The 20,284-nt window shown below is 41.9% G+C and carries 17 protein-coding genes; 13 read left to right on the forward strand and 4 right to left on the reverse strand.

The genetic code is table 11. The features are described 5' to 3' along the window. Positions 1-97 precede the first annotated feature (97 nt). The 3 genes from rpsO to nlpI all read left to right on the forward strand — a co-directional run bounded on the left by rpsO (position 98) and on the right by nlpI (position 3,899). Complete coding sequence (gene rpsO, locus PMAL9190_RS14905; protein WP_006646210.1) at positions 98-367, forward strand: 30S ribosomal protein S15; 270 nt, start codon at positions 98-100, stop codon at positions 365-367. Between the two features lie 393 nt (positions 368-760). Beyond that, on the forward strand, positions 761-2,884 hold the full coding sequence (gene pnp / locus PMAL9190_RS14910; protein WP_087845876.1) for a polyribonucleotide nucleotidyltransferase: 2,124 nt from the start codon (positions 761-763) through the stop codon (positions 2,882-2,884). A gap of 106 nt (positions 2,885-2,990) precedes the next feature. Continuing rightward, positions 2,991-3,899, forward strand: coding sequence for a lipoprotein NlpI (gene nlpI, locus PMAL9190_RS14915; protein WP_200813428.1), 909 nt, complete (start codon positions 2,991-2,993; stop codon positions 3,897-3,899). A 304-nt stretch (positions 3,900-4,203) separates the two neighbouring features. On the opposite strand, the gene PMAL9190_RS14920 is transcribed toward nlpI, so the two are convergent. The 3 genes from PMAL9190_RS14920 to PMAL9190_RS14930 form a co-directional block, all read right to left on the reverse strand. Continuing rightward, on the reverse strand, positions 4,204-5,079 hold the full coding sequence (locus tag PMAL9190_RS14920) for a U32 family peptidase (RefSeq protein ID WP_087845877.1): 876 nt from the start codon (positions 5,077-5,079) through the stop codon (positions 4,204-4,206). Positions 5,080-5,089: 10 nt separating this feature from the next. Beyond that, on the reverse strand, positions 5,090-6,097 hold the full coding sequence (gene ubiU / locus PMAL9190_RS14925) for a ubiquinone anaerobic biosynthesis protein UbiU (RefSeq protein ID WP_065169168.1): 1,008 nt from the start codon (positions 6,095-6,097) through the stop codon (positions 5,090-5,092). Between the two features lie 141 nt (positions 6,098-6,238). Further along, positions 6,239-8,278 carry a sensor domain-containing protein gene (locus tag PMAL9190_RS14930; RefSeq protein ID WP_087845878.1) on the reverse strand — a complete coding sequence of 680 codons (2,040 nt, stop codon included), beginning with the start codon at positions 8,276-8,278 and terminating at the stop codon, positions 6,239-6,241. A 221-nt stretch (positions 8,279-8,499) separates the two neighbouring features. Here PMAL9190_RS14930 and ubiT point away from each other — a divergent pair, with 221 nt between their 5' ends. The 5 genes from ubiT (at position 8,500) to rimI (ending at position 11,821) form a co-directional block, all read left to right on the forward strand. Beyond that, a complete protein-coding gene (gene ubiT, locus PMAL9190_RS14935; protein ID WP_087845879.1) occupies positions 8,500-9,021 on the forward strand; it encodes a ubiquinone anaerobic biosynthesis accessory factor UbiT in 522 nt (173 codons plus the stop codon). Continuing rightward, positions 9,011-9,517, forward strand: a complete 507-nt coding sequence (locus tag PMAL9190_RS14940; protein ID WP_087845880.1) for a GNAT family N-acetyltransferase — start codon at positions 9,011-9,013, stop codon at positions 9,515-9,517. The genes ubiT and PMAL9190_RS14940 overlap by 11 nt, the downstream gene beginning before the upstream one ends. 202 nt (positions 9,518-9,719) lie before the next feature. Next, the gene (locus PMAL9190_RS14945; RefSeq protein WP_087845881.1) at positions 9,720-10,817 is read left to right on the forward strand and encodes a glycerol dehydrogenase; all 1,098 of its coding nucleotides are present in this window, start codon (positions 9,720-9,722) and stop codon (positions 10,815-10,817) included. Between the two features lie 157 nt (positions 10,818-10,974). Continuing rightward, positions 10,975-11,376 (forward strand): DNA polymerase III subunit psi, encoded by a 402-nt coding sequence (locus tag PMAL9190_RS14950; RefSeq protein ID WP_087845882.1) that lies wholly within the window; start codon positions 10,975-10,977, stop codon positions 11,374-11,376. Next, positions 11,366-11,821 carry a ribosomal protein S18-alanine N-acetyltransferase gene (rimI, locus tag PMAL9190_RS14955; protein ID WP_087845883.1) on the forward strand — a complete coding sequence of 152 codons (456 nt, stop codon included), beginning with the start codon at positions 11,366-11,368 and terminating at the stop codon, positions 11,819-11,821. Before PMAL9190_RS14950 ends, rimI begins: the two co-directional genes overlap by 11 nt. A gap of 91 nt (positions 11,822-11,912) precedes the next feature. Here the strand turns inward: rimI and prfC are convergent, their stop codons facing one another. Then, positions 11,913-13,502 (reverse strand): peptide chain release factor 3, encoded by a 1,590-nt coding sequence (gene prfC / locus PMAL9190_RS14960; RefSeq protein ID WP_087845884.1) that lies wholly within the window; start codon positions 13,500-13,502, stop codon positions 11,913-11,915. A 167-nt stretch (positions 13,503-13,669) separates the two neighbouring features. Between prfC and PMAL9190_RS14965 the strand changes: the two genes are divergently transcribed. From PMAL9190_RS14965 to deoB, 5 genes are all read left to right on the forward strand, one after another. Next, positions 13,670-14,473: a TatD family hydrolase gene (locus PMAL9190_RS14965; protein WP_200813429.1), complete on the forward strand. Its 804-nt coding sequence runs from the start codon at positions 13,670-13,672 to the stop codon at positions 14,471-14,473. Between the two features lie 216 nt (positions 14,474-14,689). Then, entirely contained in the window at positions 14,690-15,979 is a 1,290-nt protein-coding gene (locus tag PMAL9190_RS14970) for a NupC/NupG family nucleoside CNT transporter (RefSeq protein WP_087845885.1), read from the forward strand. Between the two features lie 624 nt (positions 15,980-16,603). Beyond that, the gene (gene deoC / locus PMAL9190_RS14975; protein WP_087845886.1) at positions 16,604-17,380 is read left to right on the forward strand and encodes a deoxyribose-phosphate aldolase; all 777 of its coding nucleotides are present in this window, start codon (positions 16,604-16,606) and stop codon (positions 17,378-17,380) included. A 219-nt stretch (positions 17,381-17,599) separates the two neighbouring features. Next, positions 17,600-18,931 (forward strand): thymidine phosphorylase, encoded by a 1,332-nt coding sequence (deoA, locus tag PMAL9190_RS14980; RefSeq protein ID WP_087845887.1) that lies wholly within the window; start codon positions 17,600-17,602, stop codon positions 18,929-18,931. Between the two features lie 10 nt (positions 18,932-18,941). After that, positions 18,942-20,162, forward strand: a complete 1,221-nt coding sequence (deoB, locus tag PMAL9190_RS14985; RefSeq protein ID WP_087845922.1) for a phosphopentomutase — start codon at positions 18,942-18,944, stop codon at positions 20,160-20,162. Positions 20,163-20,284: the final 122 nt, after the last annotated feature.

A 20,284-nucleotide genomic window follows, 5' to 3' on the forward strand; every position in this document is an offset into this window, starting at 1 on the left:
TAGTTCGTACCGCTGATCAGTATAATCCGCGGCTTGGGTGTCAGCTGAATCAGAGATTGGCGGCACAAATTAAAACATCTTGTATTAGGAATGAGTTATGTCTCTGAATGCAGAAACTAAAGCAGCAATCGTTGCAGATTACGCACAATGTGAAAATGATACTGGTTCTCCTGAAGTTCAGGTTGCACTTTTAACAGCGCAAATCAACCACCTTCAAGGTCACTTTGCTAACCACAAGCACGACCACCACAGCCGTCGCGGTCTACTACGTATGGTTTCTCGTCGTCGTAAGCTTCTAGATTACCTAAAAGGTAAAAACCTAGATCGTTACCAAGACTTGATCAAGCGTCTAGGCCTACGTCGCTAAGATTGCTTTAAGAAAGGAGCCCTAGGCTCCTTTCTTTTTATCTGCTCTTTTTATTGCTAATACCGCTATTATTGATTCGTCTTCCTGTCATCTTTTCTAATTTCGTCTACTATCTGTATCGGAGTTAAGCTCAAGTTTGTTGTATGAATGCTTAGGCAGAGATATGATAGGTGCCGAGTAAATAACTGCAAATATCCACTACTTTATGGCTTTGCGAGTCGTTTTCGTCGACCTTCAGGTCGCGGCTAATAAAAGTTTTCGTTATCTGAGAACTTTGATTAGTCGCGATACGTGAAATCATAATAAAGTGGACATCAATTACATGACGCTTATGTTTGTGTTGGTTATAATTGACCCGCAAATAGAAAGCGGAATATATTTAAGGAAATTCACGTGAATCCTATCGTAAAGACTTTCCAGTACGGTAACCACACGGTTACTCTTGAGACTGGTGTTATAGCACGTCAAGCGACTGCTGCAGTAATGGTTAGCATGGACGACACATCAGTGTTTGTTTCTGTTGTTGGTAAGAAAACAGCAGTAGAAGGCCAAGACTTCTTCCCGCTAACAGTGAACTACCAAGAGCGTACTTACGCTGCAGGTAAAATCCCTGGTGGTTTCTTCAAGCGTGAAGGCCGTCCTTCTGAAGGTGAAACACTGACTGCACGTCTAATCGACCGTCCAATCCGTCCGTTATTCCCTGACGATTTCAAAAACGAAGTACAAGTTATTGCAACAGTGGTTTCTGTAAACCCTGCTGTTAACCCTGATATGGTTACAATGATTGGTACTTCTGCAGCACTTGCTATTTCTGGTATTCCATTCAATGGTCCTATTGGTGCAGCACGTGTGGGTTACATTAACGATCAATTCGTTCTAAACCCAAGTAATGACGAGCTAGAAACAAGCCGTCTAGATCTTGTTGTTGCTGGTACTAAAGATGCAGTATTGATGGTTGAGTCAGAAGCTGACCGTCTATCTGAAGAGCAAATGCTACAAGCGGTTGTATTTGGTCACGACCAACAACAAACTGTTATCAATGCAATCAATGAGTTTGCAGCTGAAGTTGCGACTCCTGCTTGGGATTGGACTGCGCCAGAAGAAAATACAGCACTTAAAACTAAGATCGCTGAACTTGCAGAAGCTAAGCTTGTTGAAGCTTACCAAATCACAGAGAAAATGGCGCGTTACGACCGTATTCATGAGATTGCTGCTGAAGTAAATGACGCAATTCTTGCTGAAGATGTTGAAGCAAACGCGAAAGAAATTCACACTATCTTCCACGATCTTGAGAAGACAGTTGTACGTGGCCGTATCATTGCTGGTCACCCACGTATCGATGGTCGTGAAAAAGACATGGTTCGTGCGCTAGACGTACGTACTGGTGTACTTCCACGTACTCACGGTTCTTCACTATTTACACGTGGTGAGACTCAAGCACTTGTTACTGCAACATTGGGTACACAACGTGATGCTCAAATCCTTGATAGCATCATGGGTGAGAAGAAAGATCACTTCCTTCTTCACTACAATTTCCCTCCATACTGTGTAGGTGAAACGGGTTTTGTTGGTTCGCCTAAGCGTCGTGAAATTGGTCACGGTAAGTTGGCGAAGCGTGGTATTCAAGCGGTAATGCCATCTGTTGACGAATTCCCATACACTGTACGTGTAGTATCAGAAATCACTGAATCTAACGGTTCATCTTCAATGGCTTCTGTATGTGGTACGTCGCTAGCACTTATGGACGCTGGTGTGCCAATTAAAGCATCTGTTGCTGGTATCGCAATGGGTCTAGTGAAAGAAGGCGATGATTTCGTTGTTCTTTCTGACATTCTTGGTGACGAAGACCACCTAGGTGACATGGACTTTAAAGTAGCGGGTACTGATGACGGTATCACAGCACTTCAGATGGATATCAAGATCGAAGGTATCACTAAAGAGATCATGGAAATTGCACTTAACCAAGCTAAAGGCGCGCGTAAGCACATCCTTAGCGTAATGGATAATGCAATCAATACTCCTCGTGAAGAGATCTCTCAGTTTGCTCCTCGCATTCACATGATGAAGATCAACCCAGAGAAGATCAAAGATGTGATCGGTAAAGGTGGTGCAGTTATTCGTGCACTAACTGAAGAAACTGGTACTACAATCGAAATCGAAGATGATGGTACAGTGAAGATCGCTGCGACTGAAGGAACTGCTGCACAAGAAGCAATCCGTCGTATCGAAGAAATCACTGCAGACGTTGAAGTTGGCCGTGTTTACACTGGTAAAGTAATGCGTATCGTTGACTTCGGTGCGTTTGTATCAGTTATCGGTGCAAAAGAAGGTCTAGTTCACATTTCTCAAATTTCACAAGATCGTGTAGAGAAAGTGTCTGATTACCTACAGATGGGTCAAGAAGTTCAAGTTAAAGTTCTTGAAATCGACCGTCAAGGCCGTATTCGTCTAAGCATGAAAGAAGCAGTAGAAGCGCCAGCCGCAGCTCCTGCACAAGACGAGCAGCCACAAGGCTAAGCGTTTTGCTAATATCATGATATAAAGGGGCTTAATAGCCCCTTTTTTTTGATCTAAATATTATCATAGACGTTGGATCGTCATTGATGTCACAGGGAGAATTGAGTTGATAATACGCCACCTTCAATATGTTGTAATTGCATCTGCATTGATGCTAAGCGGATGTTCGGTCATGCCAACAACATGGAGCCATCCGCCAATGGCGATCCCTTATCAACCAAGTTTGCCGCAGCAGATTCAGTTGGCACGGATTGAGCAAATATTAAAGCAGCCTAATATACCTCAAGCAACCTTAGCGACTATTTATTATGATCGTGGTTTATTGCATGACAGTTTAGGTTTACGCGATTTAGCGCGGTTAGACTTTAATAAGTCGTTAACCTTAAACCCAAATCAACCCGATTTATTTAATGTTGCAGGGGTGATATTTACGCAAATGGGGATGTTTGATTCTGCTTATGAGTCATTTGATTCAACGCTGGATTTAGCTCCAGATCATCCTTATGCACATCGTAATCGCGGTATCGCATTGTATTACGGTGAGCGTTATGAGCTCGCTAACGATGATTTATTACCGCATTATCAGCAGGATATTAATGATCCTTACCGTGTGATCTGGCTGTATATCAATGATTTGAAATTCGTGCCACAGCAAGCACAGGCTTTGCTTCAACAACGTTATAGCGCCAGCGATAAAAAAGATTGGGGCTGGCAGATTGTGCGGATGTATCTTGGTGAAGTCAGTGAAGATCAGTTTTTAACTGATATTGCCGAGCAGAGTAAAGATAACGAGCAATTATCACTGCGATTGACAGAAGGGTATTTTTATCTGGCTCAACGTTATCAACAGCAGCAAGATTATTCGACGGCGATCATGCTTTATAAATTGGCCTTATCAGGCAATGTGTATGAGTTTATTGAACATCGACTATCGTTACTTGAATTAAATCGTATTTTTACCGCAGAGCAAAATGCAGCACCTGTAGCGTTAACTTCTCCAAATGTATCGTCATAATCATGTTCTATAAAAATAGCCGCTATGATTAGCGGCTATTTTTTACTCTAAACGACCCTCGACCCTCGAACCTCAAATCTCGAACCTCGAACCTCGAACCTCGAACCTCGAATCTAGAACCTCAAATCTCGAACCTCAAATCTCGAACCTCGAATCTCGAATCTCGAACCTCGAATCTCGAATCTCGAATCTCGAATCTCGAACCTCAAATCTCGAACCTCGAATCTCGAATCTCGAATCTCGAACCTCGAACCTCGAACCTCGAACCTCGAACCTCAAATCTCGAACCTCGAATCCCGAATCTCTAGCGAATATCCAATCCGGCGAGGTTATGCCAGTAACCATTGCATTGATGGCCATCAGCAAGTGGATGACGAATATCACCTTGTTCATTGGCACGGAAATCATCAATCAGTGTCAGGGTATCAAGTCCCATTGGGCTTAATCGAACCACATCGACCATATCTTTCATGCCTTTCAAATCATTGATCAGGTTATAACAGTAACCGGATTGAGTTTGAATGCCATTAAGAGTGAAGACTTTTTGATCTTCTTGGCTGTTAACGGTGATCCCTTGCGGATATTTAATACAGCAAGTTTCACAATCATCTTTGGCTTTATTTTCAGCACGAGCAGTAAAGCAGCGTGCGGAGTAAGCTAATGGAAGGTAGCCATAGCTAAAGACTTCAGTTTCAAATTGTTGACGTATTCCAAGTTTTTCGCACTCGGTTAGCGTGTTAAGTAACCAATCACGAGACAGCTCAACAGGCATACACCAACGAGTCATGCCTTGTTTCGCAAACAACTTCAACGTTTGAGCGTTATAGCAATTTACCGCAGGCCCTACTACAAAGGGTACCTTGCTTTGTGAGGCCAGTTGAATTGCAGATACATCGTTAGCTTCAACAATAAAGTCGCCATTATCGATATATTTTTTCATGATGTTGACTTCGCTAGGTGCTTCTAGCAGTGCCATGGTTGATAGCACAACCTGCTTGCCATTTGCTGCGAGCTCTTTAGCGATATCGATCCATTGGGCAGGTTTTAGTGCTCGACGTTTAGAGCACACGGTTTCCCCTAAATAAATCACATCAACGTTGCTGTGTTTGGCTTGTTGATAAAACGTTTCAACATCATGCTGAGGCCAAAAGTAAAGCAATGGCCCAAGTGAATATTTCATTAATGATCCTTTATTGCCATTTACGGTGGTATGCACCTAATGTTGTTTGTTTACCTTCAGATAAATTACCTAGGCATGCGTTCCAGGCTGGATTAACACTGTAGCCTTCTGGGTTTGCTAAGTAGTGGTCAATCGCAGCACGCCAAGTGCGAGTCACTTGTTCTACATACGCAGGGCTACGTTGACGGCCTTCAATCTTAACCGATGCAATATTGGCTTTAAACAGCTCAGGTAGAATCTCTAAGGTATTAAGACTAGTAGGCTCTTCTAGTGCATGAAAGCGTTTGTTATTACCTTCAATATTGATATCAAATCGACCTTTACATAAGGTTGGGTAACCCGCATTTTCGCCCGCTGCATAGCGATCAATGAGCACTTCATTTAAGCGTGATTCTAGCCCTTGTGGCGTTTCTTGCCAGCGAACATACTTAGCGGGTGAACAAGCACCAACAGTATTAGGTGATTCACCTGTCATGTAAGAAGATAAATAACAGCGACCTTCAGACATAATGCACAAGCTACCAAAAGCAAAAACTTCTAGCTGCATATCAGTATTACGTGCTAGCTGCTTTACTTGGTGTATCGACAGTACGCGCGGTAATACCACTCGCTTAATATTGAAGTTTTGTTGATAAAATTCAATCGCAGCAGTGTTGGTGGCTGACGCCTGTACTGAAAGATGTAATTCTAAATCAGGGTAGGTAGTGGCAGCATATTCAAGCACACCGATATCAGCCACAATCAGTGCATCCACGCCCATGGCTGCTGCATTATCGACGGCTTTGGTCCAACGACTAAAACCATCAGGATGGGCAAAAGTATTTAAAGCAACATGCAATTTACGATCATGATCTTTTACATATTGCACAGCTTTTTCAAGTTTGCGATCAGTGAAGTTTAATCCCGCAAAATGGCGAGCGTTAGTATCGTCTTTAAAACCGATATAAACCGCATCTGCACCATTATCAATAGCTGTTTTTAACGCTGGTAAATTGCCAGCTGGGCAAAGAAGCTCCATGTTTTTTTATTATCCAATCTTTGCATAAAAGCGATGCCATTATAGTAAAAGTGTTTATTGTTATAGATCTTGATGCTAGGCAGGTTTTGTTGATATAAAACAATAAAATTGTTACTAAATGATCGCATTTTTAGACTGATATCAACCGTTGAGATAAATTTTTTCTTTTAATAACAATTGCTCAAGCTCTTGTTTAGGCATCGGGCGGTGAAAATGAAACCCTTGAATATAGTCGCAATTAAGGTTTGACAGTAGGGTTGCTTGTTGACGGGTCTCAATGCCTTCTGCCACCACACTCATATTAAGTGACTTGCCTAAATTGATGATATTTTCAATCAGAGTAATTTGTTTGGGAATGGTATCAATGTCTTTAATAAATGCGCGATCAATTTTAAGTTCATCAAGGGGAAAACGAGCTAAATAAGACAGGGAAGAATAGCCGGTACCAAAGTCATCAATAGATAACGCAAATCCTTGTTGTTTAATGGCATTTAACATCTGAATCGTATGCTCACCGTCACTCATTACCGTACTTTCTGTGAGCTCAAAGGTAAAGTCAGCCGCATTAATCCCGGTTAGCTGGCGCAGTTGATCAACAAAACTGATTAACTTAGGGTTTTCAAATTGTTGAGATGATAAGTTAATCGCGACACGACCTTTTAAAAGTTGTTGTTTTTTCCATTGGTTAACGGTGGTAAACACTTCTCGCATCACCACTCGGCCTAATTGTTCAATAAGACCTGAGCGCTCAGCAACGGGAATAAACTGCGCTGGACTGATGTAGCCTTCAACAGGATGCTTCCAGCGAACTAATGCTTCAGCGCCATCAATGTCAAAGCTTTTAGCATTGACCTTAGGTTGATACCACACTTCGAGGCCGTTATTTTGCAGCGCTTTTTGAAGTTCAATTTCAAGCCATAAACGCATGCGGGCTTCTTTACTCATGGCGTCACTGAAGACCACTAATCGATTTCGACCACGGTCTTTGGCTTCATACATCGCAGTATCAGCATTTTGTAGCATCATGCGTGCATCATGGCCATTTCCTGGCGATTTCACCATGCCAATAGAGCAAGCAAGGTGTTTACTAAAATAGCGTAAATCAAAAGGTTGGTTAACTAAGGCAATGATCTGCTCTGCAATTATTTCACCACTATTTTCATGTTCTGGATGTGTAACCAGTACCGCAAATTCATCGCCACTCAAATGACCAATGAGGGCATTTTTAGGCAGTAGCTGTTGCAGCCGTTGCGCAATTTCTTGCAGTACTTTATCGCCAATATGATGCCCTAATGAATCATTGATATTTTTAAAGTTATCAATGTCGATATACAGCATAAATAGCGGTGTATTCGCTTTCATTAATAAATCTAACTGGCGGCTAAAACCATAGCGGTTATAAAGTCCTGTTAGTGGATCAAGCTGCATCAATTGTTCGATTTTATGTTGTTGGTCATCAGTGTGGGTGGTGGCGGTGAGTTTTATTAATAGTGCTGTTTCGCCCATTATGGTAATGGGGGTGGTTGCTAATAACAGTGGTGAATTATTCTCACCATGGGCGGCATAATAATGCTGATTATTATTATGGCTGAGGTGCTCTAGCTGTTTACTGTCACAAGGCTGCTGCTTGTTATTCAGCAATACATTACTCAGCGATTGTCCCAGTAATGCATTTTTTGACGCCATTGCGAGTAACTCAACCGCCCGTTGATTAGCATTCATGATGATGTTTTTTTCAACCACACACATACCGTCGGTCATTAAATTTTGTAGTTGGTTGAGTTGGTGTTCTGCTTCTTGTAAAGAATTAATTAGAATATGCCGTTCTGAAGTATCGATCGAATGTAAAATAATGTGGCTGATATTACCGTTAATATTAGCTAATGGCGCCAGACTAATATGCAAACTGGTGTGCTGAGAGGTGTCATCAATGATAATTTCAGCCTCAATCACTTCTCCTTTAAAAGCACGATCATAATAGGGTTTTAAGCATTGGTAATAATAATTGCCGAGGGTGTCGGTATCGTTACTACCGAGCAATTGATGCTGTGGTTTACCGCTGATATCACAGTAACGTTCATTAACATGACAATAGTTGTGCTGGTCATCAAGAATAGCAAATAGGAAAGGACTATTATTTGTCAGTAATGGAAACCAATAGTCAAGTTGCTCTAGGTGCATGAATGTCTGATCCTTGACGCTATATTGAGATATTAATGATAAGGTGAAGTTTAGCTACCAGCAGTGTAAATGTTAGTTGGGGGAAATATAATGTTTATTAACAAAATAATGCCCAGTTTTAGCGATGCAGTTACTTTTTTTTGACTCAAGGCATAAAACTCATGGCCAAGATTGCCATACAATCCATTTTTAGCGTTCGATTTTAAACAGGAATACACATAGTGATTGCTCAACTTAGAAAAAAATTGGTTCAACATGGTCCGGCATTATTACGCGTCCCTGCAAAACTGACCCCGTTCGCTATTCAAAAGAAAATGATGCTAGATGGCTTAGCAATGGTTTTTAAAGAAGCATTAGAAGACGGTGATTTTGAGTTCCTTGAAGATCGCTGGTTAAAAGTAGAAGTGCGTGATTTAGAATTACAGTGGTTTATTAGCTATCAAGATGAAAAGTTAGTGGTTGCAGAGCACTGTGAACATCATGATGTGAGCTTTAGTGGTGAGTGTAATGACTTAGTGTTAATTGCTGCCCGTAAAGAAGATCCTGATACACTGTTCTTTCAACGTCGTCTTCGTATTGAAGGTGACACCGAGTTGGGATTGGAAGTAAAGAATCTGATGGACAGTATCGATCTTGATTCTCTGCCTGCTCCAGTAAAATTTGTGTTACAGCAATCAGCTGATTTTATTCATCAGGGAATGCAGGCTAACGTGATTGAGAACGAGGTTATACATGCTCATTAGATCTGAAGCACCTGCTGATATTTTATTGATAGATCGATTATTAAAAACCGTTTTTGAGACTGATGCTGAAGCTAATTTAGTGATGCGTCTACGTGAAAATGGTTGCCGCACGTTATCATTGGTCGCTTGTACTGATGAAGGTGAAGTGATTGGTCATGCTTTTTTTAGTCCGGTCACAGTGGCTGGACAAGAAACTAACTGGCAAGGTCTTGCGCCGCTAGCGGTACATGAAGATCATCGCCTGCAAGGGGTTGGTTTAGCATTATTAGCAGAAGCACAAGCGACGTTAGCTGATTTTGATTATCCGGCAGTGGTGGTATTAGGCGATCCTAATTATTATCACCGTGCAGGTTATCAAGCTGCTCTGCAGTATGGACTAACGTGCCGCTGGCCAGAAACCGAAGAGGCTTTTATGGTGCTAGAAATTGCACCTGGCAGCGTGCAACAACATCAAGGTTTGGTTGAATATTGCGAAGAGTTTAATGCGTTAGCATAATAAAATTTGACTCTTGGCGATAAAAAAAGCTGCAATCAGAGATTAAGCTCAGATTGCAGTTTTTTGGTTTCTATTCATAAGTTATTAATAAATAAGTGTAATTGTTTTAATATTGGGAAGTAAGAACTCTTTATTTGCCATTTGGGTTCATATTTGGTGGTGGTATTTTATTGCTAATAAATAATTCTAAGGAATAGCAGCAATGATCCCACGTAGTATTACCTCACCTAAAAAATTTATTATCGGCCAAAACCTGTTACCACAGTTAGATGGATTTATTAAAGATTTTGGTAATAATGCCTTATTGATTTGCGATGAATTTATTCTTAATAAAGTCACAACTGAAGCTTTACCGGTATTACAACAAGCGGGTATTACTGCTCATGCAGAACAATTTCAATATGAATGTACTGATACTGAAATTGGTCGTATCCATGAAATAGTTAAACGTGTTGGCGCTAATGTTGTGGTCGGTATCGGTGGTGGTAAAACCATGGATGTTGCGAAAGCTGTGGCGCATTTTGCTCATATTCCGGTGATTATTTTTCCAACCATTGCTTCTACGGATGCACCTTGTACAGCGTTGTCAGTTGTATACAAAGATGATGGCGAATTTGACCGTTACTTATTCCTACCACAAAACCCAGATGCTGTTATTGCTGATACTGGAATTATTGCTGCTGCGCCAACTAAATTCTTTGCTGCAGGTATTGGTGATGCGCTAGCGACTTTCTTTGAAGCACGTGCATGTTGTTATGCTGACGGTTTAAACCTTGTTCAAAAACGGGTATCACGTACCGGGTTGGGTATGGCATTAATGTGCTATGAGTTGATTGTTGAAAACGTAGAAATGGCAATGGATGCCGCGCGTCGTCATGTGGTGACTCCTGCATTAGAGGAAATGGTCGAAGCAACGATTTACTTAAGTGGTATTGGTGCTGAATCAGGCGGTTTAGCGGCTGCACACGCAGTCAGTAACGGTATGTCTTCACTTCCACAATTACACCATATTCAACATGGTGAAAAAGTGGCGTTTGGTTTATTAACGCAATTAGTGTTAGAAAAAGCCGATACTGAAGAAATTGAAAACGTTATTTACGTGATGAAAACCGCAGGCTTACCATTAACGTTAGCTGATTTCGGCATTAAAGAAATGGTGGAATCTGAATGGCGTCAAGTGGCTGAAATTGCCTGCGCTGAAGGTGATACTATGTGCAACATGGCGGTTAAAGTAAATGCTGATCGCGTTTATCACGCGATGGTTGCAGCAGATGCCTTAGCACAGCGTTACCATGATTAAGTATTCAATTTAATGACTGATGAGTAAATATAATGCCGACATAGTGTCGGCATTGTTGTTTTTAAGCCATTAGGAACAGAAGATGATAGTTTATGAGTACAAACCAGTGCGGATTTGCTAGGATCAGCCTCCATTTATATTCCATAGCAGGTAGGGTATGAAGCAACGCGATATTCAGGTGTTACAGGAAATGGGGATCACTTATTGGCAAGTGCGAAAGCCTGAGCTTTTTCCTAATCAAGTGCTGCCTGTGATCAATCTACCCGCTGAGTGTAAGCTGCTTTTTATTACGGCTGAGGAATTGAATGAACATGATGCTTGGTTATTTGGGCGAATTTTATCAAGTATGAAATTGACCCCAGAGCAAGCATTATCCTTGCCGCTATCGGCACTTGATCAAATCGCAGAGCACCATTTAACCTGGTGTTGGTTTGCGGGTTGCCAAGGAGCGCACCCTACGGGGTGTCAGGTACTGAATTCGGCCTCATTAAAACTTATGCATAATGATCCCTCGTTAAAGAAGGCATTATGGCAACAGATTTGTAGTTATGACGCATAAAATTATTCCATTAGAACCACACCATACCGATGATGTTTGGCGCATCGAGCAAGCTGCTAACACCTTTCCGTGGGCAGAATCGATGATCCGTAAAGAGCCTAACCGTATTGCCGCGAACTATGTATTAGTGGTTGACGAACAAGTGGTAGGGTATTGCTTTGGACAATTGGTTGCGGGGGAAGGTACGTTATTGAATATTGCCATTGATCCTACTCAGCAACGTAAAGGCTACGGTAAATTATTACTCAATGGTTTTATTGATGCATTGGCAGCCAAGCAAGCGGAAGAAATTTGGTTAGAAGTACGCGAAAGTAATCTCGGTGCGTATAAGCTCTATGAAGCAACTGGATTTAATGAAACTAATCGCCGGGTTGACTATTACCCTGCTATCGATGGTCGTGAAGATGCGTTGATTATGGCGTATATGTTTATGCCTTTTGGCTAAATTACTTATAAAGTAGCGATAAATAAAGACGAATAAAAAGGCCGTATTCATCTGAATACGGCCTTTTTGATATTAATAACCAGTCACAAGATTAGTGTTCACGAGTCGCACGGAAATCAACGTCAGGGAAACGCTCTTTAGCAAGGTTTAGGTTTACCATGGTTGGTGCGATGTAAGAGAGGTTATCGCCACCATCTAATGCTAGGTTAGATTGACTCTTACGCTTAAACTCTTCAAGTTTCTTAGCATCATCACATTCAACCCAGCGCGCCGTTGCAACGTTAACGCCTTCATAGATCGCTTCAACGTTATATTCAGCTTTTAGACGAGCAACAACCACATCAAACTGAAGTACACCTACCGCACCCACGATCAAATCGTTGTTTTGTAGTGGACGGAATACCTGTACTGCCCCTTCTTCTGAAAGCTGTACTAGACCTTTTAATAGCTGCTTTTGCTTAAGTGGATCTTTTAGGCGAATACGACGGAATAATTCTGGTGCGAAGTTAGGAATACCTGCAAACTTCAGGCTTTCACCTTGAGTGAAGGTATCACCAATTTGAATGGTACCGTGGTTATGTAAACCAATAATATCACCCGCATAAGCCGTTTCAGCGCGAGAACGATCACCAGCCATAAAGGTTACCGCATCAGAGATACTTACATTTTTGCCAGTACGAACATGGTTCATCTTCATACCTTGATTGTAAGTACCCGATACAATGCGCATAAATGCGATACGGTCACGGTGCTTAGGATCCATGTTGGCTTGGATCTTAAATACAAAGCCTGAGAACTTATCTTCTGTCGCTTCTACTTCACGCTCGTTGGCTTGGCGAGATAGTGGCGCTGGTGCCCATGCTGTTAAGCCATCAAGCATATGGTCAACACCAAAGTTACCTAGTGCGGTACCGAAGAATACAGGTGTTAGTTCACCGGCTAAAAATAGTTCTTCATCAAATTCGTTTGAAGCACCAAGTACAAGCTCAAGCTCTTCACGAAGTTGTTCTGCTAGCTCGCTACCAACAGCGTCATCTAGTTCAGGGTTATCAATACCTTTGACGATACGTTGTTCTTGAATCGTATGGCCTTGACCTGTGCTGTACAGAATCGTTTCATCACGGTGAATATGGTAAACACCTTTAAACTCTTTACCACAACCGATCGGCCATGAAATAGGAGCACAAGCCATACCTAATTCATTTTCTACTTCATCAAGCAATTCCATTGGATCACGAATATCACGGTCCAATTTGTTCATGAAAGTAACGATAGGCGTATCACGTAGGCGAGTAACTTCCATTAACTTACGAGTACGATCTTCGACACCTTTAGCGGCATCGATAACCATTAGACATGAGTCAACGGCAGTTAGAGTACGATAAGTATCTTCTGAGAAGTCTTCGTGTCCAGGAGTATCAAGTAGGTTTACCAGACATTCGTTGTATGGAAACTGCATTACAGAAGTAGTAACAGAGATACCACGTTCTTTTTCCATCTCCATCCAGTCAGATTTTGCATGCTGGTTAGAACCACGACCTTTTACGGTACCTGCTTTCTGAATAGCGTTTCCGAATAACAGTACTTTTTCAGTAATGGTGGTTTTACCCGCATCGGGGTGGGAGATGATAGCGAAAGTACGACGTTTCGATACTTCGCCTTGAAATAGTGTTTGCGACATTAGCATGTTCTTTTTGAATGGAGTGCGTTATTCGCTATTGTCGCTGATTTTACCTTTAGACTCAATCTAGCCACAGGAGAATTACTCACAAAGATAAAGAATGGCGTATTTGAGCTTTAATTTGAGTAATAATAGCCACAATACTTGCCTTGATAGAGATGAAAACTATGTCTGTAGTGAGCAATAACTCAGTGATCATTGACAGTCACTGTCATTTTGATTTTGCCCCTTTTGCTGAAAATCCAGCTCAAGCGTGGACACAAGCGCAGCAAGCTGGCGTTAAAGCGGTGATTATTCCAACTGTCGGCAACAATAATTGGAGTACAGTTGCCGGTTTGTGTCAGCAATTCTCAGGCTTGTATTATGGCTTAGGGATCCATCCTTTTTTTAGTCATCAACATAGTGCCGAGGTTGTTAGTGAGTTAACCACTGAGCTTGCTCATGCTAAAGATGATTATCGTTGTGTCGCCGTTGGTGAGTGTGGGTTAGATTTTGCGGTCGCAAATGTTAATCGTGACCAACAGCTTGAATGGCTACAAGCACAATTAATATTGGCGAATCAATATCAATTACCCGTGATATTACATTGTCGTAAAGCGTTTCCTGAATTGGTGCAGTTATTACGCCAACAGTTACCAAAAGCGGGAGGTGTTTATCATGGTTTTAGTGGCAGTTACCAACAGGCAACTCAGCTTGTTGATCTTGGTATCAAAATTGGCGTTGGTGGCACAATTACCTATAGTCGAGCGCAGAAAACTCGCGCTACTATAACTAAATTACCGTTATCAGCGCTGTTATTGGAAACTGATGCTCCAGATATGCCTCTTGCAGGCTATCAAGGTCAACCGAATCGTCCCGAGCGGTTAGTTGATATTGTGACCGTATTAGCGCAACTTCGAGGCGAGACATATGCGCACATAGCACAGGTCACAACCTTAACAACGGCTGAATTATTTCAAATCAAGATGTGATTTTGCTGCCAAAGCCAAACGATTGCGCTAATCGTTTGCATATCGTCGTGATTTATTTGTGATAGCGATCACAATAGCGAATTCTAATTCATGAAGTTTCCTCATAAATTGTGATCTTGGCATTACATCATCGCTAACTCCATGAGTATAATGCGCCAACTCTTAAAGAGCCGAACTGTCAAGACGCCAAAACTTAACTATAGGATTCCATAAATCATGAGCCTGCTAATGAGCCTTGTTGGGATGGTGGTACTGCTACTCATTGCTGTACTACTTTCTGATAACCGTAAAGCGATCAATCTACGTACTGTTGGTGGCGCATTTGCTATCCAATTCCTGTTGGGTGCATTTGTACTTTATGTACCTGTAGGCCGTGATGTGCTGTACGGTATGTCACAAGCAGTTGCTAACGTTATTGCTTACGGTAATGACGGTATTAACTTCTTATTTGGCGGTCTGACTTCAAACAAGATGTTTGAACTGTTCGGCGGTGGCGGTTTTGTTTTCGCTTTACGCGTTCTGCCAGTTATCGTGTTCTTCTCTGCGCTTATTAGCGTGCTTTATTACTTAGGCATTATGCAGGTTGTTATCAATATTCTTGGTGGCGGACTACGTAAAGTACTGGGTACATCACATGCAGAATCAATGTCTGCAACAGCAAATATCTTTGTTGGTCAAACAGAAGCACCATTAGTTATTCGTCCATTCGTACCTAAGATGACTCAGTCTGAGCTATTTGCGGTAATGTGTGGTGGTTTGGCGTCAGTTGCTGGTGGTGTACTAGCAGGTTACGCACAAATGGGTGTACCACTAGAGTACTTGATTGCTGCGTCATTCATGGCAGCACCTGGTGGTCTATTATTTGCAAAAATCATCAAGCCTGAAACTGAGCAGCCAATTGAGCAGCTAGGTGACAACGTTGATGAAGCTGAAGAAAAACCAGCTAACATTTTTGATGCAGCAGCTGCGGGTGCGTCATCAGGTATGCAACTAGCACTAAACGTTGGCGCAATGCTACTTGCCTTCATTGGTCTAATCGCATTAGTAAACGGCATGTTAGGTGGTATCGGCGGTTGGTTCGGTATGCCTCAGTTAACACTAGAATTAATTCTAGGTTACATCTTCTCACCACTTGCATTCCTAATCGGTGTGCCATGGGGCGAAGCACAACTTGCTGGCTCATTCATCGGTCAAAAGATTGTTGTTAACGAATTCGTTGCTTACCTAAACTTTGCCCCTTACCTGAAAGATGTCGCTGACGGTGGTCTGTTAGTAGCAGAGACTGGTGCGGTAATGTCAGATAAGACTAAAGCGATCATCTCATTTGCATTGTGTGGTTTCGCGAACCTATCTTCAGTCGCTATTCTACTGGGTGGTATTGGTAGCCTTGCACCAACACGTCGTGCTGAAATCGCTCGCTTTGGTATGAAGGCTGTGGCAGCAGGTACGTTATCTAACCTTATGTCTGCAACGATTGCTGGTCTATTTATTGCTCTTGCAGCGTAATAATATCGGCAACAATAAATAACAGACTATTATTAGCGCCACCGCATTAGCGGTGGCGCTTTTTTTTGTTATACGGTTGGTGAGTTGGTATGGGTTTAAACGTAATTAACCGAATTTAATGTAATAAAATCGATTGCGTTCGCCTTTCTAAATTTTCACTCTGTTATTATTCTCTGATAGAAACAGTACCACTATTATTGATAATAAATTATTGCTGTTATTTGCATCATTAATAATAAGTTATGCAATAAATGGCTTTTTTTATGATCAAGTTGCATGAGTTACGATAGCAGTATTTATTTCAGTAAACATATTATCCACCACAGGAAACACGAGTTTAATGGTCGAGTCGTGGTTGAGTTGATATTATAAGTTAGGTAAAACCTAGACAAGTTGATCAACGAAACGTTGTCTTAGGTCGCACGCGCGGTGCTAAGGATAGCAACCAGTATTATGCTAAGCGATAACTGGGTCTTCAAGGAACAACGTCCGCTCATAGATGACAGCGATAATCAATGTCGTTGCATCGCAGTGAAATTGATGAGTTCACTGCTGAATTCATATCGAGTATTCAGATAGTATTATTGATGCTATCTCGATCAAACATTACGACTGGAGAGAGTCATGAGCGATTTAAAAGCTGCGGCATTACGTGCACTAAAGTTAATGGATCTTACAACATTGAATGAAGACGACACTGATGAAAAAGTGATCGCACTGTGTAAGAACGCAAAAACAGTTGTTGGTAACACTGCCGCAGTATGTATCTACCCACGTTTTATTCCTGTTGCTAAAAAGCAGCTACGTGAACAAGGTACACCAGATGTACGTATTGCAACCGTGACTAACTTTCCACACGGTAACGACGACATTGAGATCGCTGTTGCTGAAACGAAAGCAGCTGTAGCTTACGGCGCAGATGAAGTAGACGTAGTATTCCCATACCGCGCACTAATGGCTGGCAATGCAGAAGTAGGCTTTGAGCTTGTGAAGCAATGTAAAGCAGCATGTGGCGATAACGTACTACTAAAAGTTATCATCGAAACTGGTGAGTTAAAAACGGAAGCGCTTATTAAGCAAGCGTCTGAAATCAGTATTAATGCTGGTGCTGACTTCATTAAAACATCAACAGGTAAAGTGCCTGTAAACGCAACACCTGAATATGCTGAAATCATGCTAAATGTGATTAAAGATATGGGCGTAGAAAAAACAGTTGGCTTTAAGCCTGCTGGTGGTGTGCGTACTGCTGAAGATGCACAACAATACTTAGCAATGGCTAACACTATTCTTGGTGATGAGTGGGCTGATAGCCGTCATTACCGTTTCGGTGCATCAAGCCTACTTGCTAACTTACTTCACACATTAGGTGAAGGCGAGCAAGCAGCACAAGGCGGCTACTAAGCGTCTTTGAATAAGGTGGCGTTATGCCACCTTATTATTTCTTAACACTAATTTTTTTATATTAGTGACAATTATCTAGGTTATTTAACCGTATTTATCAATGATGTTTAGTCATCAGTGACGGATTTTTGCAAGCAAATTTTGGCGACTTAATAGCGCAATTTGACCGTTAGATAATTAATTTTCTCCATTGAAATCTATACCAGTAAGAGGATCGTCATGTACTTACCTCAAGAAATTATTCGTAAAAAACGCGACAATATTGCTTTAACAGCAGATGAAATTAATTTTTTCATTCAAGGTGTAGCGAAGAACACTGTCTCTGAAGGTCAAATCGCAGCATTTGCAATGGCGGTTTATTTTAATGATATGACTATGGATGAGCGGGTCGCATTAACCTGTGCAATGCGTGATTCTGGTATGGTGATTGATTGGGGCCATATGAACTTCGATGGTCCAATTGTGGATAAGCACTCAACCGGTGGTGTGGGTGATGTGACCTCTTTAATGCTGGGCGCTATGGTAGCGGCATGTGGTGGCTATGTACCAATGATTTCAGGTCGTGGTCTTGGCCATACTGGCGGTACATTAGATAAGTTGGAATCGATTCCAGGTTATAACATTACGCCAAGCAATGAAGTGTTCGGTAAAGTAACCAAAGAAGCGGGTGTGGCAATTATCGGTCAAACAGGTGATTTAGCCCCTGCTGATAAACGTGTGTACGCAACCCGTGATGTTACAGCGACAGTGGATAATATTTCATTGATCACTGCGTCTATTTTGTCTAAAAAATTAGCCGCAGGTTTAGATTACTTAGTGATGGATGTAAAAGTAGGCTCTGGCGCATTTATGCCAACTTACGCAGCATCAGAAGAATTAGCAAAATCAATTGTGGCGGTTGCTAATGGTGCAGGTACATGTACATCTGCGTTATTGACTGACATGAACCAAGTATTGGCATCAACAGCTGGTAATGCGCTTGAAGTACGTGAAGCTGTACAGTTTTTAACGGGTGAATACCGTAATCCGCGTCTATATGAAGTAACAATGGCTTTGTGTGCTGAAATGTTAGTTATCAGTAAACTTGCATCAGATTTACCGCAAGCACGTGCCAAACTTCAAGCAGTGTTAGATAATGGTCAAGCAGCAGAACGTTTTGGCAAAATGGTTGCAGGTCTTGGTGGTCCAACTGATTTTGTCGATAATTATGATAACTATCTTGATAAAGCAGAGATTATTAAACCTGTATTTGCTGAAACAACCGGTTTTGCAACTGCAATGGATACGCGTGGTTTAGGTATGGCTGTTGTTGGCATGGGGGGTGGTCGTCGCGTCGCTAGCGATAACATCGATTATGCAGTGGGTCTATCAAATATGATTCGTCTTGGTGATGAAGTGTATGCAGATACGCCACTAGCAATGGTACATGCGCGCACTGAAGCGCAATGGCAAGAAGCGGCGAAAGCAGTACGAGCTAATATTACCGTTGCAGAAACAACGTCAGAAGCAACCCCTGAAGTATACCGTCGCATTGGCAAACAAGATGTATAACGGAGCAAAAATGAAACGTTCAATTATTTTAGTTTTAGATTCTTTTGGTATTGGCGCGACAGAAGATGCGGTTAATTTTGGTGATGTAGGCGCAAATACTCTGGGTCATATTGCGGCAGCATGTGCGCGTGGTGAAGCGGATAATGGTGATCGTAGTGGCGCGTTACATTTGCCTAACCTCACCAAACTAGGTTTAGCAAAAGCCTGTGAAGAATCATGTGGTAGTTTTCCTGAAGGAATGGACAGTGACGTTGAAATCGTAGGTGCTTACGGCCACGCGAAAGAAATTTCATCAGGAAAAGATACCCCTTCTGGTCACTGGGAAATTGCAGGTGTACCAGTATTGTTTGATTGGGGCTACTTCAGTGATAAAACCAATAGTTTCCCTAAAGAACTAACTGATCGCATTCTTGCACGTGCAGGCTTAGACGGTTACCTAGGTAACTGCCATGCATCTGGTACTCAAGTATTGGATGACTTGGGTGAAGAGCACATGCAAACAGGTAAACCAATTTTCTATACATCTGCTGACTCTGTATTCCAAATTGCATGTCATGAAGAGACTTACGGTCTTGATAAGTTGATGGAACTTTGTCATATCGCTCGTGAAGAACTAGAAGATTACAATATTGGCCGTGTTATTGCGCGTCCATTTACTGGTGCTGGTAAAGGTCAGTTTGAGCGTACGGGTAACCGTCGCGACTTGTCTCTTGAGCCACCTGCAGCAACTATTCTGCAAAAGTTGGTTGACGAAAAGCAAGGCGAAGTGATTTCTATCGGTAAGATTTCTGATATCTATGCGGGTTGTGGTATTTCTCGTAAAGTAAAAGCAACCGGTATTCCGGCATTGTTTGATGCAACGCTAGCACAAATTGACCAAGCGGGTGATAACAGTATCGTATTTACTAACTTCGTTGATTTCGACTCAGCATATGGTCACCGCCGTAATGTAGCAGGTTATGCTGCAGCGTTAGAGTACTTTGACCGCCGCCTACCTGAAATCTTAGCCTTGCTAAAAGAAGATGATGTGCTAATTATTACTGCTGACCATGGTTGTGATCCAACATGGCCGGGTACAGATCATACTCGCGAGCATATTCCAGTGATTGTTACTGGACCAAAAGTGAAGTCAGGTTCATTAGGTCGTCGTGAAACATTTGCTGACATTGGCCAGAGCCTTGCTGAGTACTTTGGTACTTCTGATATGGCTTACGGTAAGTCGTTTCTATAAATACGAATAAACAACTATTATTCTGCTCATCAAGGCGAGGAATCATTGGATTAATCGCCTTGATTAGTATAAAAATGTGGTTGTTTATATGATAGCGGTTATTGGTTATCAGTAAGGTACAT

It is taken from the genome of Photobacterium malacitanum (genome assembly GCF_900185615.1).
GTDB classification, from domain to species: domain Bacteria; phylum Pseudomonadota; class Gammaproteobacteria; order Enterobacterales; family Vibrionaceae; genus Photobacterium; species Photobacterium malacitanum.